This window comes from Rhodococcus sp. X156 (assembly GCF_004006015.1).
Taxonomy (GTDB): Bacteria; Actinomycetota; Actinomycetes; order Mycobacteriales; family Mycobacteriaceae; genus X156.
On sequence record NZ_CP034766.1, the window covers coordinates 1,428,585 to 1,443,715 of the forward strand.

Consider the following 15,131-nt stretch of genomic DNA (forward strand, 5'->3'; position numbering starts at 1 on the left):
GTGGCGCAGCTGACCGACCCGCTGGGGCACGTGCTGGGGGAGAAGGCGGGCAAGGCCCTGGCCAAGACGCTGGACCTGCACACCGTGGACGACCTGCTGCGGCACTACCCGCGCCGCTACGCCGAGCGCGGCGAGCTGACGTCGATCGCCGGGCTGGAGGAGGACGAGCACGTCACGGTGATGGCGCGCATCGCCAAGGTGGACCTGCGCAAGATGCAGCAGCGTCGCGGCACCATCCTCACGCTCACCATCACCGACGGCCGGAGCGAGCTCACCTGCACCTACTTCAACCAGCCCCACCTGGCCAAGGAGCTCACCCGCGGCCGGCGCGGGCTGTTCGCCGGCAAGGTCAGCCGCTACCGCCGGTCGCTGCAGCTGACCAACCCGCAGTACCTGCTGCTGCCCGACGACGACCACCTCACCGCCAGCTCCTCGGAGGGCTCGGGGGTGCTGGGGCTGGCCGCGGTGCCCGACGAGCGCGACTTCACCCGCCCGCTGCTGCCGGTGTACCCCTCCGCGGCCGGGCTGCCGTCCTGGACGGTGGCGCAGTGCGTGCGGGTGGTGCTGGACGTGCTGGAGGAGCCGGTGGACCCGCTGCCGGAGCAGCTGCGCACCGAGCACCAGCTGGCGCCGCTGGGCCAGGCGCTGCGGGCGGTGCACCTGCCGGAGGACGAGGCCGAGCTGGCCGCGGCCCGCCAGCGGCTGCGCTTCGACGAGGCGCTGGCCCTGCAGCTGGTGCTGGCCCAGCGCCGCCACGCCGACACCGAGCGCAGCGCCCCGGCGCTGCCCCCGCGCCCGGACGGCCTCGCCGCCGCCTTCGAGCGCCAGCTGCCGTTCGCGCTCACCGAGGGCCAGCAGCAGGTGGGCGCGGAGGTGGCCGCCGACCTCGCCCAGACGCACCCGATGAGCCGGTTGCTGCAGGGGGAGGTGGGCTCGGGCAAGACGGTCGTCGCGCTGCGGGCCATGCTCGCCGCCGTGGACGCCGGCCGCCAGGCTGCGCTGCTGGCGCCCACCGAGGTGCTCGCCGCCCAGCACGCCCGCTCGCTGGCGGACATGCTCGGCCCGCTGGGTCGTGCCGGTGAGCTGGACAGCGCCGAGCAGGCCACCCGGGTCACCCTGGTCACCGGCTCCATGCCGACCGCGGCCAAGCGCCGGGCGCTGCTGGAGGTGGTCACCGGCGACGCCGGGATCGTGGTGGGCACGCACGCACTGATCCAGGACACCGTGCAGTTCTTCGACCTGGGCCTGGTGGTGGTGGACGAGCAGCACCGCTTCGGCGTGGAGCAGCGCGACGCCCTGCGCGAGCGTGGCCGCGACGGCGCCACCCCGCACCTGCTGGTGATGACCGCCACCCCCATCCCGCGCACCGTGGCGATGACGGTGTTCGGTGACCTCACCGTCTCCACGCTGCGCGAGCTGCCCCGGGGGCGCTCACCGATCGCCAGCTCGGTGGTGCCGGTGCTGGAGAAGCCCGCCTGGCTGGATCGTGCCTGGGAGCGGGTGCGCGAGGAGGTGGCGGCCGGCAGGCAGGCCTACGTGGTGTGCTCGCGCATCGGCGACGACGGCTCGGCGGAGGACGAGGTGGCGGCCGCCAAGGGGGGCGAGGGCCCGGAGACGTCGGCGGTGCTGGAGGTGGCGCCGGAGCTGGCGGCGGGACCGCTGGCGGGGTTGCGGGTGGAGGCCCTGCACGGGCGGCTGCCCAGCGACGAGAAGGACGCCATCATGCGGGCCTTCGCCGGGGGCGAGATCGACGTGCTGGTGGCCACCACGGTGATCGAGGTGGGCGTGGACGTGCCCAACGCCACCACCATGGTGATCATGGACGCCGAGCGCTTCGGCGTGAGCCAGCTGCACCAGCTGCGCGGCCGGGTGGGCCGGGGCGGGCACGCCGGGCTGTGCCTGCTGCTCACCAGCGCCGCGCCGGGCAGTCGTTCCCGCGAGCGCATCGAGGCCGTCGCCGCCACCACCGACGGGTTCGAGCTGGCCCAGCTGGACCTGGAGCAGCGCCGGGAGGGCGACGTGCTGGGCGTGGCGCAGTCCGGGCACAAGTCGTCGCTGCGGATGCTCTCGCTGCTGCGCGACACTGAGGTGATCGCCGCCGCCCGCGAGCAGGCGGAGCTGATCGTCGCTGGCGACCCCACCCTCCAGGCGCACCCCGGGCTGGCCGCGATGGTGACCTCAGCCCTGGACGGCGAGCGGGTCAGCTACCTGGTCAAGGCCTGAGCGGGGGTCTGCTCACCCGCCGTACCGGGTGGAGGTCGGGCCCACGGGACCCGGACCCTGCGCGCTGGGGCGCCAGGTGGTGGCCTTGACCAGGTCGATCCCCAGGTCGTGACTGAGGACGCCGGCGCTGTTGAGCCCGGCGGAGTCGAACCAGGACTGGTCGGCCTCCGGGTGCGGGCCCACCACGCCCACCCGGCCGCTGCCGTAGGAGGAGACGACGGCGGCCGGCTCCCCGGTGAGGTAGGTGGCGATCACCTCGGCGTCGGCGCCGGGGGCGATCCGAAAGACCGGCCCGTCCTGGAAGTACATCCGCCGGGGCACCCCGCGCCATAGCACCGACACGATGGTGTCGCGGGTGGTCCGGACCGTGGCCCCGTCGAGGGTGACGTACTGCTCGGTGTCACCAGGCAGCAGCCGGAACCCCGGCGTCGCGCCCGCGAGGTAGCCGCCGAGGCAGAAGCCGAGGTAGCTGCCGCCCTGGCGGACCCATGCCCGGATCACCTCGGTGTCCGCACTGATCTCGTCCCACGCCGGGTCGAGGTTGGCGCCGCCGGGCTGGGCGTACGCCGTCGCCGTGGCCAGGGTGTCCGCGGACAGCGACAGGTCCTCGTCGGGGCCCACGTACGAGGTGCGGAAGTGGGCGCTGCGCAGCAGCGCGGTGACCGCCTCGGGGCAGCCCGGGGTGGCCGCGGGCCCGCGGTACACCAGGGCGAGCGGGCCGCTGTCGCGGTCGATGCTCAGCACGCCCACCCCACCGGCCGCCGCCAGCACGCCGGCTCCGCCCAGGCCCAGCAGCAGCTGTCGTCGGGTGACCCGCGCCTCGCTCACCGCGGCGCCCACCGGTGCCGGGCCCGCTGCCGGTGCCGTCCGCCTGACCTGCGGGAGGGCGGTGCGGAGGCCACGGCGAGGACCCGGCGCCGCGCCCGGGTGGCGGCGCCGGTGGCCAGGGTCTCCAGCGGGCCGCGGCCGGCGATGGACCGCCACGCGAGTCCCAGCGCCAGCACCGCCACCACCTGCAGCAGGTAGCTGGTCATCGCGGGATAGGTGTCGTGGGCGGAGTTGATGAACATGAGGTGGACGGTGTACAGCGTCAGCGTCATCGTCCCGGCGGCCACGAGCGGCGCCTGCACCGCGCCGAGCACCCGGCGCACCGGCGGCCAGGCGAGGTGGCCCACCAGCAGCAGCACTCCGATCACCGCCAGCGCCACCCCGGTGGTGGCGGCCAGGTCGAGCGGGGTGCTGGTGTGCGGCTTGTCCAGCGCGAGCCACCACCAGGTGGAGGTGGGGGTGGTGCCGTCGCCGCCGAAGACCAGCACGTCCTCGGTCTCGGAGGTGGTGAGGTTGCTGGCGTCCACCGCGGCACGGATGCGGTCCACCCCGCCGTAGGTGTGCAGCAGCAGCGAGGACGTGACCGCCGCGGCCACGGCGAGCACGAGCCCGCTGACCAGCGTCACGAGCGCCACCTTCGCCCGGCCCAGGGACAGGCGCCCCAGCACCAGTCCCGCGCAGAGGTAGGCCATCCACGGCAGCGCGGGGTACTCACCCACGAGCGTCACCTCCGCGAGCAGCTGGCCGGGACCCTGCACCAGGTCGCCGAAGCCTGGGTTGTCCAGCGACGGGGCGGGCAGGTGCGGCAGCAGCACGTGGGTCAGCGCGGGTCCCCCCACCGCCGCGACGACGCCTGCGCCGGCGACCGCCCAGGTGGGCAGCAGGACCAGGGGAGCGACCAGGACGAACATCATCGCGTAGTACGGCAGGATCACCATGGCCAGCGAGGGGTCGGCGTAGCCCAGCAACAGACCGATGCAGCCGATGACCCCCGCCCGGGCGAGCAGCCCGACGGCGGTGGGAACCGCGGCCCCCCGTCGTACCCGGGCCCGGCCGGTCATGAAGGCGACGGACACCCCGGCGAGCACCGCGAACAGCGCGGCGGATCGCCCGCCGAAGACCAGGAAGCTCCAGGTGGGCGCACCAGTGTCCGGGTCGAAGTCGGGCAGGGCGTGGATGGCCATCATCCCGACGAGCGCGATGCCGCGCGCGGCGTCGATCCCGTTCAGCCGAGCCCGAGGGAGCTGACCCACCGCCCCCGGGCCTGCCGTGCGCGGCACGGGGGAGGGCCGGGGCGCCGGGGAGGGCCGCAGCGCCGTGGTCGGGGTGGCGCCCGTGCGCAGGGCGGCGGTCACGGGGACATCACCGCGTCGACCAGGGCGAGCCCGAGGTCCTGCCCGCGGGCGGCGGCGGCGTCCCGCCGCCGGCGGCCGGGGTCGGGCAGCCCCGCGTCGGTGAACCAGTCCCTGGTGGCCTCCGGGTGCGGGCCGACCACGCCGACCCGGCCGGCGCCGTACCCGGTGACCAGGGCGGCCACCGTCCCGTTCGGGTAGGTCGCCATCACCGTGGTCCCCTCGTCGGCAGAGATCTCGAAGTGCGGGCCGTCCTGGAAGAACAGCACTCGCCGGTCGTCGCCCCAGCAGACCTCCACCAGGGTGTCGTCGGTGGTGCGCACGGTGGCCCCACGGCTCACCACGTACTGGTCGGTGTCGCCGGGCAGCAGCTTGAACCCCGGCGTGGCGCCCGCGAGGTATCCGCCGAGGCAGAAACCGAGGTACCGGCCACCGCCCTGGACGTACCCGCGGATGTCGTGCCGGTGCTTGCGCAGCCGGCGGTAGGCGGGCCCCAGGTCGGCGCCCCCCGGCTGCGCGTACACCGCCGCCCCCGCCAGGGTCGCGGCGCTGAGGGGATGCGGCTCGTGGGGTCCGACGTAGCGCACCGCGAAGCCCCAGCGGCTGGCGCTGAGCAGCTCGGCGACCGCCTCGGAGCAGCCGGGCACCGAGGCAGGTCCGCGGTACACCAGCGCCAGCGGTGCGCCGTCGGGCCCGGCCCGCGTGGCCTCCGGCTCCGCGCTGGTGCGCCCGAGCCACCGCCTCATCGCGCTGCCCCCGCAGCCGCCAGCAGGCCGGTGCCTGCCTGCCCGCCGCTCGGCAGCCGGTCCACCGCCTGGGCGGGGATGCCCCGCCACTCGGTGGTGGCGGGCAGGTGCTCGCCCTTCATCACCAGCGACAGCGACCCGAGCGAGACGTCACGCTCGACCACGGCGTCGTAGAGCACCACCGCCCGGGTGCCGACGGTGGCCCCCGCTTCGACGGTGACCACCGACATCTTCATCACGCGGTCCTCGAACAGGTGCGTCTGCAGCGACACCTCGGTCCCGATGACGGCGTCGTCACCGATCTCCACGAGGTCGAACTCGGTGAGGTAGGTGGTGCCGATCCAGGTGCCGCGACCGACCTTGGCGCCGAACGCGCGCAGCAGCGGAGGCAGGAAGGGAGTTCCCACCAGCATCCCCACGGCGGCCGGGACCGCGGCCGCCTCGTAGAGGCCGGTGACCAGCTCGCTGTGGCGGACCGTGCGGCTCCACAGCGGTTCCACGCGGGGGCGGTAGGTGCCGATGAAGTTGCGCTTGACCGCCACGCAGAAGGCCACCACCGCGAGCCCGGACAGGATGGTCATGAGGGGGGAGACCAGCGCGGGCACCGCGATGTCCCGACCGCGGGTGACGTCGGAGAGCACCCACAGGTACAGGTAGAAGCTCACGCCCAGCACGGATGCGGGCAGGGTGGCCCGCAGGAGCTCGATGAGCAGGCGGTGGCGCACCACCGGGCGGGTGGGCCGGAAGGTGAGCTCCTCGGGGAAGGAGCCGCTGTCCTGGCGCACCGGCAGCCGCATGGCGGGGGAGCCCAGCCACGACGTCCCCGGCGGCACCCCGGACTCCGGGGGCGCCGTGCAGACCCCGACCAGGGAGCCGTCGCCCATGCTGGCACCCGCCGCGACGACGGCCGCGTTGCCCACGAACGAGCGCGCGCCGATCTCGGTGCGCTGGAACATCACCCGTCCCCCCACGAAGGTGGCGGCACCGAGGCTGGCCATGTCGGCCACGAAGCTGTCGTCGCCGAGCGTGAGCAGGTCGGGGTCGAGGTGCGCGGCGGTGGACACCTCGGCACCGCGGCCGATGTCGGCACCGAGCAGCCGCAGCCACGGCGCCGTGTACAGCGTGGCGTACAGCGAGTTGGTGAACATCAGGCTGAACTCGATGAGTTTGTCCGCCAGCCACTTGCGCACGCCCAGCCCCGAGCGCAGCGGGTGCGCCCCCAGGGGCAGGCTCGGCAGGATCACCCGCTTGCCCACCAGCACCACCGCGCACACGGTGAGCACGAAGACGGGCCCGGCCAGCAGGGTGGCCAGCAGCCCGGCGATGACCCCGAAGGCCAGCAGCGCCCACCACACCAGAGCCACGCTGGGCACGATCATGGCGATGGCGGCGATCTCGAGGGCGAAGGCGCCGACGGCCACCGCCGCGAGCTGCCCAGGCCGCCAGCCGTCGCGGCAGGGCTCGTCCACCAGCATCGACTCCACGGTCACCGACAGCCGGTCGACGGGCTCCGCCGGCGACCCCGCGTACCGGTGGCCGGCAGGGACCGTCTCGCCGTCGCTGAGCACCGACAGCTCGCCCAGGGCGGCCTCGGCCTGCACCGTCGCGCCGGGGTCCAGCACTGCCTGGGCACCGACGAAGGCGTCGCTGCCGATGGTGATCGGCTCGACGACCACCCAGCCGTCCTCCACCCGCCACGGGTTGAGGGACACGCCGTAGCCCACGGCCGCGCGGTCGCCGATGCGCAGCATGCTGGGCAGGCTGATCGCGCTGGTGGCGATCTGCGCGTGCGTGCCGATCTTGGCGCCGAGCAGCCGCAGGTACGGCGCGGCCAGCGGTGAGCCGCTGAGCACGGGCAGCGGGCTGATGGACAGCAACAGGTTCAGCGACCAGATCCGGAGGTAGGTGACACCCCAGAGCTTGTACCGGCCCGGTCTGATTCCGGCCACCATCAGCCGACCGACCAGGATGGGCAGGACCCAGCGCACGTTGAGGTAGCTGACGAGGATCGCGACCAGCAGCTGGGCCAGCACCTGGACGGAGACGAAGCCGTCGTTCTCGGTGTAGACGTAGACCACCGGGAGGGTCACCACCAGCAGCAGCAGGTAGATGGACGCCGCCTGCCAGCCGCCGGCGACCGCGATGCGCCGGGTGCTGTGCCGCAGCGCCCGCGGCCGCGGACGGGTAGGTGCCGTGCGGTGGCCCGACCGGGCGGCGAGCTGGGTGGCCATGCCCCGCACGGTGGGGTGGTCGTAGAGGTCGCGCAGCGCCACCCCCGCGCTCTCCGGCACCTCCCGCAGGCGGGAGACCACCTGCGCGGCGAGCAGCGAGTGGCCTCCGAGGTCGCTGAAGAAGTTCGCCTCCACCGAGAGCGCCTCGGGCTCGAGCCCGAGCGCCGCAGCCCAGGCGGTGCGCACCTGCTCCTCCACCGGGCCCTCCGGCTCCACCACGGGCCCGCCGCGCAGCGCCAGGCGACGGGCGGGTCGGGGCAGCCTGGTGCGGTCGACCTTGCCGCTGGGCATCGTGGGCAGGGCGCTCACGACGTCGAGGAACACGGGCACCATGTACGCGGGCAGCCGCTGGACGAGCTGCTCGTGCAGACGCTCGGTGAGCACGTCGCGGGGCACCTCGACCCCAGCGCCCTGCACCACGTAGGCGGCCAGCTCGCCGGAGGAGGCGGCGTCGGCAGGGTCGGCGCTCAGCGCCACCACGGCTTCGGTCACCGCCGGGTCCTCGAGCAGCACGCTCTCGATCTCGCCGAGGTCGACGCGGTGCCCACGGATCTTCACCTCGGCGTCGGCGCGGCCGTGGTACTCCAGCTCGCCCTCCGGCGTCAGGCGCCCGAGGTCGCCAGTGCGGTAGAGCCGGCCCGGCGCCGGCGCCAGCCGGTGGTGGACGAAGCGGTCGGCGGTCAGGTCGGGCCGGCCCACGTATCCGAGGGCCACGCCAGGGCCCCCGATGCAGATCTCGCCGATCTCTCCGGGCGCCACCTCGGCGCGGTCGTCGTCGAGCAGCACCACGGTGTAGGTGGGCAGCGGCCTGCCGATGGTGACGCGAGCACGGGGCAGCAGCTCGGCGACGGTCGCGGTGACGGTGGCCTCGGTGGGGCCGTAGGTGTTGAGCATCCGGCGCCCGGGCCTGCTCCACCGCTCCACCAGCTGCGCGGGGCACGCCTCGCCGCCGACCAGCACGCTGCGCAGGCGGGGCAGGTCGCGCGGGATGGTGGCCAGCAGGGTGGGCACGCAGTACAGGACGGTGACGCCGGCGTCGTCCAGGAAGTCGGCGAGCTCGGCACCCAGCCGGCGGGAGTCGGTCGGTCCCACGACGAGGGCCGCGCCGACCGCCCAGGTGGGCCAGATCTCCTCGATGGAGAAGTCGAAGGAGATGGTCATGCCTTGGTACACGCGGTCGACCGGACGGACGTCGTAGACCTGGGGCACCACGCGCAGGAAGTTGCAGATGCTGGACTGGGCGATCTGCACGCCCTTGGGGCGTCCGCTGGACCCGGAGGTGTACATCACGTAGGCGACCGGGTCGGCCCCGTCCGGGTCTGGATCGTCACCGACGCGGGGCACCGGGCGGCGCCGGTGCGAGGGGGACAGCTCGATGGGCGCGCGGTCGGTGTCGACCTCAATTGTGGTGCACGCCAATGCGGGAAGGGCACTCGACAGCGAGGACGACGTGACCACGAACTCGACTCCCGCGTCGGCGATGATGAATGCCACGCGATCGGCCGGCGCTGCGGGGTCAATCGGAACAAATGTGTTGTCCGCCTTGCCAATCGCCAGCAGTGCGACGTAGGTGTCGAGTGATCGGTGCAGAAGAATGGCTGTCCGTGCACCCGGCCTGACGCCGCGTGAGACGAGGTGGTGGGCCAACCGGTTTGCTCTCGCCTCGAGCTCGGCGTAGCTGACCAAGACCCCCTCCCAGTCCACAGCGGTGCTGAGAGGCGTTCTGTCGCAAGTTATCTCAAAGAACTGGTGGAGTCGCTGCGCAGTCTTGGCGACCGGTCTTGCAGCGGTTGCGGCACGAGCAGCCCCTTGCGAGACGGGTGTGTTCATCGAGCTCCTTGTCGAGCGGAGTTCTGGTGGAGCGCACCCCGGCAATGCGCAGCCCTCCGCTGCGCGCGTCCCGCCAAGAATGGGGGAGCCCGCCGCAGGAGAGCCTGTTTCGGGCGCAAATCTAGCGCATGAGGACCACGTTAAACAACAGAAAAACCCGCACGAACAAATGCTCACGCAAAGTGCACCGTGGGCTACCTGACGTGCATATGGACGAGTCAAGAAAATGTGCTCAGGCAACCTCTCAGGAGCACAATGTCACACCATTGTTTACGCTGTGCTGAACAATTTGACGGCCTCGCTGCCGGCGGTGTGAGTGCGCGGAGGTTCGTCCACGGTGGGGCCGTGGGTGTTTCGCACGGACCGGGTGCCGCGACCATCCTCGGGCGGTCCCGTTCTGTCCGTGGGTATCACCGAGGGTGGTCGAGATGACAGTGGGTGAGCCTTCCGGAACACGCCACCACACGCAGCTGCGCCCACCGGCCCCGAGGCGGTCAGGGGTGCCGGGCGGTGCGCCGCAGCCACCACAGGCCCAGCACCGGCAGCACCAGCGGGACGAACCCGTAGCCGGCGCCGAAGTCCGACCACACGGTGGCGTCGGGGAAGGCGTCCGGGAACACCAGGCTGGCCGTGCCCACCGCCAGCACGCCCACCAGCTCCGCCGTGATCGCCGTGGTGGCCAGCCGTCGGGACAGCGCGCCGCCCCGGGCCAGGGTGACCGTGGCCAGCACGTAGATCAGCGCGGCGAGCGCGGAGAGGGAGTACGCCAGCGGAGCGCGGTCGAGCTGGGTGCCCAGCTGCACGACCGAGCGGGCCGTCGCGGAGAGGGCGAAGATCGCGTACACGGCGATGAGCAGGCGGCCGGGGCCGCTGCGAGTGGCGGCGGCCCGGGTGCGCGGCGCGGCGGGGGTGTCACCCCAGCGCTCAGGCACCGTAGCCCGACCAGATTTGGTTCATCCGGACCACCAGCACCGGGATGACCAGGCACCCCACCATCAGCACTCCCACGCCCCACCGGCTCCGCTCGGCCAGCGACCACCACCCGGCCGCCGGCAGGATCAGCAGCGCGCCCAGCAGGTAGCCCACGAAGGTGGCGCTGGCGATGTGCCGGTGCTCCCCGAAGATCTTGCTGATGCCGACCACCGCCTGGACCACCAGCGCCACCTCGACCAGGGCGAGCCAACCCAGCAGCAGCCGGTGGCCCTTGGGGCCGCTGAGCATGAGCATGACCAGACACCACAGCGCCCCGAGCAGGGCGCCGACCGAGATGGTGCCGGAGAGCAGCCCCGTCACTGCCCGCGCTTCCTCATGCCGGTCAGTATCGGCCATCGACGGCGGCACGTGGCGGCCGGGGACGGCGCCCGCGGCTGCGGGTGGGCAAGGCCACGTGCTGCTCGTCAGCACCCGGCGCGTCCGGCTCGGCATCATGACCGGCACCACCCGGTAGCGTTGCCAGGCACGTCACCTGAGAGGCGAGCGACCATGTTCCAGAAGGTGCTAGTTGCCAACCGTGGCGAGATCGCCATCCGTGCCTTTCGTGCGGCCTACGAGCTGGGGGCGGGCACCGTCGCCGTCTTCGCCTACGAGGACCGCAACTCCGGCCACCGGATGAAGGCCGACGAGAGCTACCAGATCGGCGAGGAGGGCCACCCCGTCCGGGCGTACCTCTCGGTGCCCGACCTCATTGCGGTGGCCCAGCGCTGCGGCGCCGACGCCATCTACCCCGGGTACGGCTTCCTCTCCGAGAACCCCGACCTGGCGGCGGCCTGCGCCGAGGCCGGAATCACCTTCATCGGCCCCTCCGCCGAGGTCCTCGAGCTCACCGGGAACAAGGCGCGGGCCATCGCCACGGCCCGGGAGGCCGGCCTGCCGGTGCTGGCGTCCAGCGAGCCCACCGACGACGTGGAGCAGCTGCTGGCGGTCGCCGAGGACATGACCTTCCCGGTGTTCGTCAAGGCGGTGGCCGGGGGTGGCGGGCGCGGCATGCGCCGGGTGATCGAGCCGGCGGACCTGCGGGAGAACATCGAGGCCGCCATGCGGGAGGCGGAGTCAGCCTTCGGCGACGCCACCGTGTTCCTGGAGCAGGCGGTGCTCAACCCCCGCCACATCGAGGTGCAGGTGCTCGCCGACGGCCAGGGCAACGTCATCCACCTCTACGAGCGCGACTGCTCGGTGCAGCGTCGCCACCAGAAGGTGCTGGAGATGGCACCGGCGCCCAACCTGGACCCGGCCCTCCGCGAGCGGATGTGCAACGACGCGGTCAGCTTCGCCACCGCCATCGGCTATTCCTGCGCGGGCACTGTGGAGTTCCTGCTGGACGCCGACGGCAACTACGTCTTCATCGAGATGAACCCCCGCATCCAGGTGGAGCACACGGTCACCGAGGAAGTCACCGACGTGGACCTGGTGCAGGCGCAGATGCGGGTGGCCGCGGGGGAGTCGCTGGCCGACCTGGGCCTGGCGCAGGAGGACATCGTCCTGCACGGTGCCGCGGTGCAGCTGCGGATCACCACCGAGGACCCCAACAACGCCTTCCGCCCGGACACCGGTCGCATCACCGCCTACCGCTCGCCGGGCGGCGCGGGGGTGCGGCTGGACGGCGGCACCACCCTGGGCGCCGAGGTCGGCGCCTACTTCGACTCGATGATGGTCAAGCTGACCTGCCGCGGCCGCGACTTCGACACCGCCGTGGCCCGGGCACGACGGGCGGTCACCGAGTTCCGCATCCGCGGGGTGTCCACCAACATCCCCTTCCTGCAGTCGGTGCTGGAGGACCCGGACTTCCGGGCCGGGCGCGTCACCACCTCCTTCATCGAGGAGCGCCCCCAGCTGCTCAACGCCAACGCCTCCGCCGACCGCGGCACCAAGCTGCTCACCTACCTGGCCGACGTCACGGTGAACCAGCCCAACGGCGAGGTGCCGGTGGCGGTGGACCCGCTGGAGAAGCTGCCCGCGATCGACCTGGACGCACCGCCGCCGGACGGCTCCCGCCAGCGGCTGCTGCGGCTGGGCCCGGAGGGCTTCGCCGCCGACCTGCGGGCGCAGAAGGCCCTCGCCGTCACCGACACCACGTTTCGCGACGCCCACCAGTCGCTGCTGGCCACCCGGGTGCGCACCAAGGACATGCTGGCGGTGGCCGGCCACGTCGCCCGGATGACGCCGCAGCTGCTGAGCCTGGAGGCGTGGGGCGGCGCCACCTACGACGTGGCGCTGCGGTTCCTGGCCGAGGACCCGTGGGACCGGCTGGCCGACCTGCGCGAGGCGGTGCCCAACATCTGCCTGCAGATGCTGCTGCGCGGACGCAACACCGTGGGCTACACCCCCTACCCGGAGCGGGTGACCGACGCCTTCGTGGCCGAGGCGGCCAGCACCGGCATCGACATCTTCCGGATCTTCGACGCCCTCAACGACGTGGACCAGATGCGCCCGGCCATCGACGCCGTGCGCGCCACCGGCACCGCGGTCGCCGAGGTGGCGCTCTGCTACACCGGCGACCTGTCCGACCCGGCGGAGAAGCTCTACACCCTGGACTACTACCTGGGCCTGGCCGAGCAGATCGTGGCGGCCGGTGCGCACGTGCTGGCCATCAAGGACATGGCCGGGCTGCTGCGTGCCCCGGCTGCCGCCACCCTGGTGGGCGCGCTGCGGGAGCGGTTCGACCTGCCGGTGCACGTGCACACCCACGACACCGCCGGCGGCCAGCTGGCCACCTACCTGGCCGCTGCCGAGCACGGTGCCGACGCGGTGGACGGCGCCATGGCCTCCATGGCCGGCACCACCAGCCAGCCCGCGCTCTCGGCCATCGTGGCGGCCACCGACCACACCCCGCGGGCCACCGGCCTGGACCTGCAGGCGGTGTGCGACCAGGAGCCGTACTGGGAGGCGGTGCGCCGGGTCTACGCGCCGTTCGAGGCCGGGCTCAGCGCACCGACGGGACGGGTCTACCACCACGAGATCCCCGGCGGGCAGCTGTCCAACCTGCGCCAGCAGGCCATCGCGCTGGGGCTGGGGGAGCGCTTCGAGGAGGTCGAGGCGATGTACGCCGGGGCCGACCGGATGCTCGGCCACCTGGTCAAGGTGACCCCCTCGTCCAAGGTGGTGGGCGACCTCGCCCTGCAGCTGGTCGGCGCGGGGGTGTCGGTGCAGGACTTCGAGGCCGACCCCAAGCGCTTCGACATCCCCGACTCGGTCATCGGTTTCCTGCGCGGCGAGCTGGGCGTGCCCCCTGGTGGCTGGCCCGAGCCGTTCCGCACCCGCGCGCTGGAGGGTCGGGCGGAGGCCGAGCCCACGCCCGAGCTGACCGCCGAGGACGAGCAGCAGCTGCGGGACGCTCCGCGGGAGACCCTCAACCGGTTGCTCTTCGCCGGGCCCACCCGGGAGTTCGTCGAGCACCGCGAGCAGTTCGGCGACACCTCGGTGCTCGCCAGCGGGGAGTTCTTCTACGGGCTGCGCTACGGCGCCGAGCACGAGGTGGAGCTGGAGCCCGGGGTGCGCCTGCTGATCGGCCTGGAAGCGATCTCCGACCCCGACGAGCGGGGCATGCGGTCGGTGATGTGCACCCTCAACGGGCAGCTGCGCCCGGTGCAGGTGCGCGACCACAGCGTCGCCTCGGACGCCCCGGTGACCGAGAAGGCCGACCGCGCTGTCCCCGGGCACGTGGCTGCACCCTTCGCCGGCGTGGTCACCCTGTCGGTGCAGGAGGGTGCCGAGGTTGCCGAGGGTGACCCGATCGGCACCATCGAGGCCATGAAGATGGAGGCCGCCATCAGCGCGCCGGTGGCCGGCACGGTCAAGCGGGTGGCGCTGAGCGGGGTCTCCCCGGTGGAGGGCGGCGACCTGCTCGTGGTTCTGGAGTGACGCGGATCATCGCCGGGTCCGCCAAGGGGCGGCGGCTGACCGTCCCGACCAAGGGCACCCGCCCCACCTCCGACCGGGTGCGGGAGGCCATCTTCAGCGCGCTGCACGCGCGCACCGACCTCGACGACGCCCGGGTGCTGGACCTGTACGCGGGCTCGGGTGCGCTGGGGCTGGAGGCGCTCTCCCGCGGCGCCCGAGAGGTGCTGCTGGTGGAGTCCGACGCCCGCGCCGCCGCCGTGGCCCGCAACAACGTCAGCACCGTGGCCCTGCCCGGGGCGACGGTGCGCTGCTGCAGCGTGGCCGCCGCCCTGGGCACCCCGCCGGAGCAGCCCTACGACCTGGTGCTCGCCGACCCGCCGTACGCGGTCACCGACCAGGCCGTGGCCCGGGTGCTGCAGACGCTGGTGACCGACGGCTTCGTCGCCGACGGCTCGCTGGTGGTGCTGGAGAGGTCGGCCAGGGGTGCGGTCACCGAGTGGCCGGAGGGGCTGCAGCCGGAGGTGGTGAAGACCTACGGCGAGACCAGGGTTGAGATCGCCGCCTGTTACGGTCCCGTGCCATGAGCAGTGCGGTCTGCCCGGGTTCCTTCGACCCCGTCACCAACGGGCACCTCGACGTCATCGAGCGGTCCTCCCACCTGTTCGACGAGCTCGTCGTCGCGGTGCTGGTGAACAAGAAGAAGCAGGGCCTGTTCACGGTGGACGAGCGCATCGACATGCTGCGGGAGTGCACCGCGCACCTGCCCAACGTGCGGGTGGACTCCTCGCACGGCCTGCTGGTCGACTACGCCAAGGCGCACGGCCTGCGCTCCATCGTCAAGGGCCTGCGCGCAGTCAGCGACTTCGACTACGAGCTGCAGATGGCGCAGATGAACCAGCAGCTCTCCGGGGTGGACACCTTGTTCATCTCCACCAACCCGCTGTACAGCTTCGTGTCCAGCTCGCTGGTCAAGGAGGTGGCCACCTACGGTGGTGACGTCTCGCACCTGCTTCCCGATCTGGTGCACACCCGGCTGCTGGAACGATTGGCCGCCAACGCCTCTCAGTGACCACGCGAATCGCTCG

10 protein-coding genes are annotated in these 15,131 nt (G+C 72.9%); 4 read left to right on the forward strand and 6 right to left on the reverse strand.

Annotated elements, in window-relative coordinates; genetic code table 11:
• Positions 1–2,223 carry an ATP-dependent DNA helicase RecG gene (gene recG, locus ELX43_RS06765; protein ID WP_127782695.1) on the forward strand — a complete coding sequence of 741 codons (2,223 nt, stop codon included), beginning with the start codon at positions 1–3 and terminating at the stop codon, positions 2,221–2,223.
• Positions 2,224–2,235: 12 nt separating this feature from the next.
• Here the strand turns inward: recG and ELX43_RS06770 are convergent, their stop codons facing one another.
• The 6 genes from ELX43_RS06770 to ELX43_RS06795 form a co-directional block, all read right to left on the reverse strand.
• Entirely contained in the window at positions 2,236–3,051 is an 816-nt protein-coding gene (locus ELX43_RS06770) for a BPL-N domain-containing protein (protein ID WP_206518129.1), read from the reverse strand.
• Positions 3,048–4,406 (reverse strand): heparan-alpha-glucosaminide N-acetyltransferase domain-containing protein, encoded by a 1,359-nt coding sequence (locus tag ELX43_RS06775; RefSeq protein WP_127782696.1) that lies wholly within the window; start codon positions 4,404–4,406, stop codon positions 3,048–3,050. The genes ELX43_RS06770 and ELX43_RS06775 overlap by 4 nt, the downstream gene beginning before the upstream one ends.
• Entirely contained in the window at positions 4,403–5,149 is a 747-nt protein-coding gene (locus tag ELX43_RS06780) for a BPL-N domain-containing protein (protein ID WP_127782697.1), read from the reverse strand. Before ELX43_RS06780 ends, ELX43_RS06775 begins: the two co-directional genes overlap by 4 nt.
• Complete coding sequence (locus ELX43_RS06785; RefSeq protein ID WP_277601728.1) at positions 5,146–9,117, reverse strand: Pls/PosA family non-ribosomal peptide synthetase; 3,972 nt, start codon at positions 9,115–9,117, stop codon at positions 5,146–5,148. The genes ELX43_RS06780 and ELX43_RS06785 overlap by 4 nt, the downstream gene beginning before the upstream one ends.
• 587 nt (positions 9,118–9,704) lie before the next feature.
• On the reverse strand, positions 9,705–10,142 hold the full coding sequence (locus tag ELX43_RS06790; RefSeq protein WP_127782699.1) for a hypothetical protein: 438 nt from the start codon (positions 10,140–10,142) through the stop codon (positions 9,705–9,707).
• The gene (locus ELX43_RS06795; protein ID WP_206518130.1) at positions 10,135–10,503 is read right to left on the reverse strand and encodes a hypothetical protein; all 369 of its coding nucleotides are present in this window, start codon (positions 10,501–10,503) and stop codon (positions 10,135–10,137) included. Before ELX43_RS06795 ends, ELX43_RS06790 begins: the two co-directional genes overlap by 8 nt.
• A gap of 189 nt (positions 10,504–10,692) precedes the next feature.
• Here ELX43_RS06795 and ELX43_RS06800 point away from each other — a divergent pair, with 189 nt between their 5' ends.
• Genes ELX43_RS06800 through coaD form a run of 3 tightly spaced genes read left to right on the forward strand, consistent with a single transcriptional unit; the run spans position 10,693 to position 15,115 of the window.
• Entirely contained in the window at positions 10,693–14,067 is a 3,375-nt protein-coding gene (locus ELX43_RS06800; protein WP_127782701.1) for a pyruvate carboxylase, read from the forward strand.
• Positions 14,064–14,630: a 16S rRNA (guanine(966)-N(2))-methyltransferase RsmD gene (gene rsmD, locus ELX43_RS06805; RefSeq protein ID WP_127782702.1), complete on the forward strand. Its 567-nt coding sequence runs from the start codon at positions 14,064–14,066 to the stop codon at positions 14,628–14,630. The genes ELX43_RS06800 and rsmD overlap by 4 nt, the downstream gene beginning before the upstream one ends.
• Positions 14,627–15,115 (forward strand): pantetheine-phosphate adenylyltransferase, encoded by a 489-nt coding sequence (gene coaD, locus ELX43_RS06810; protein WP_127782703.1) that lies wholly within the window; start codon positions 14,627–14,629, stop codon positions 15,113–15,115. Before rsmD ends, coaD begins: the two co-directional genes overlap by 4 nt.
• The last annotated feature ends 16 nt before the right edge of the window (positions 15,116–15,131 follow it).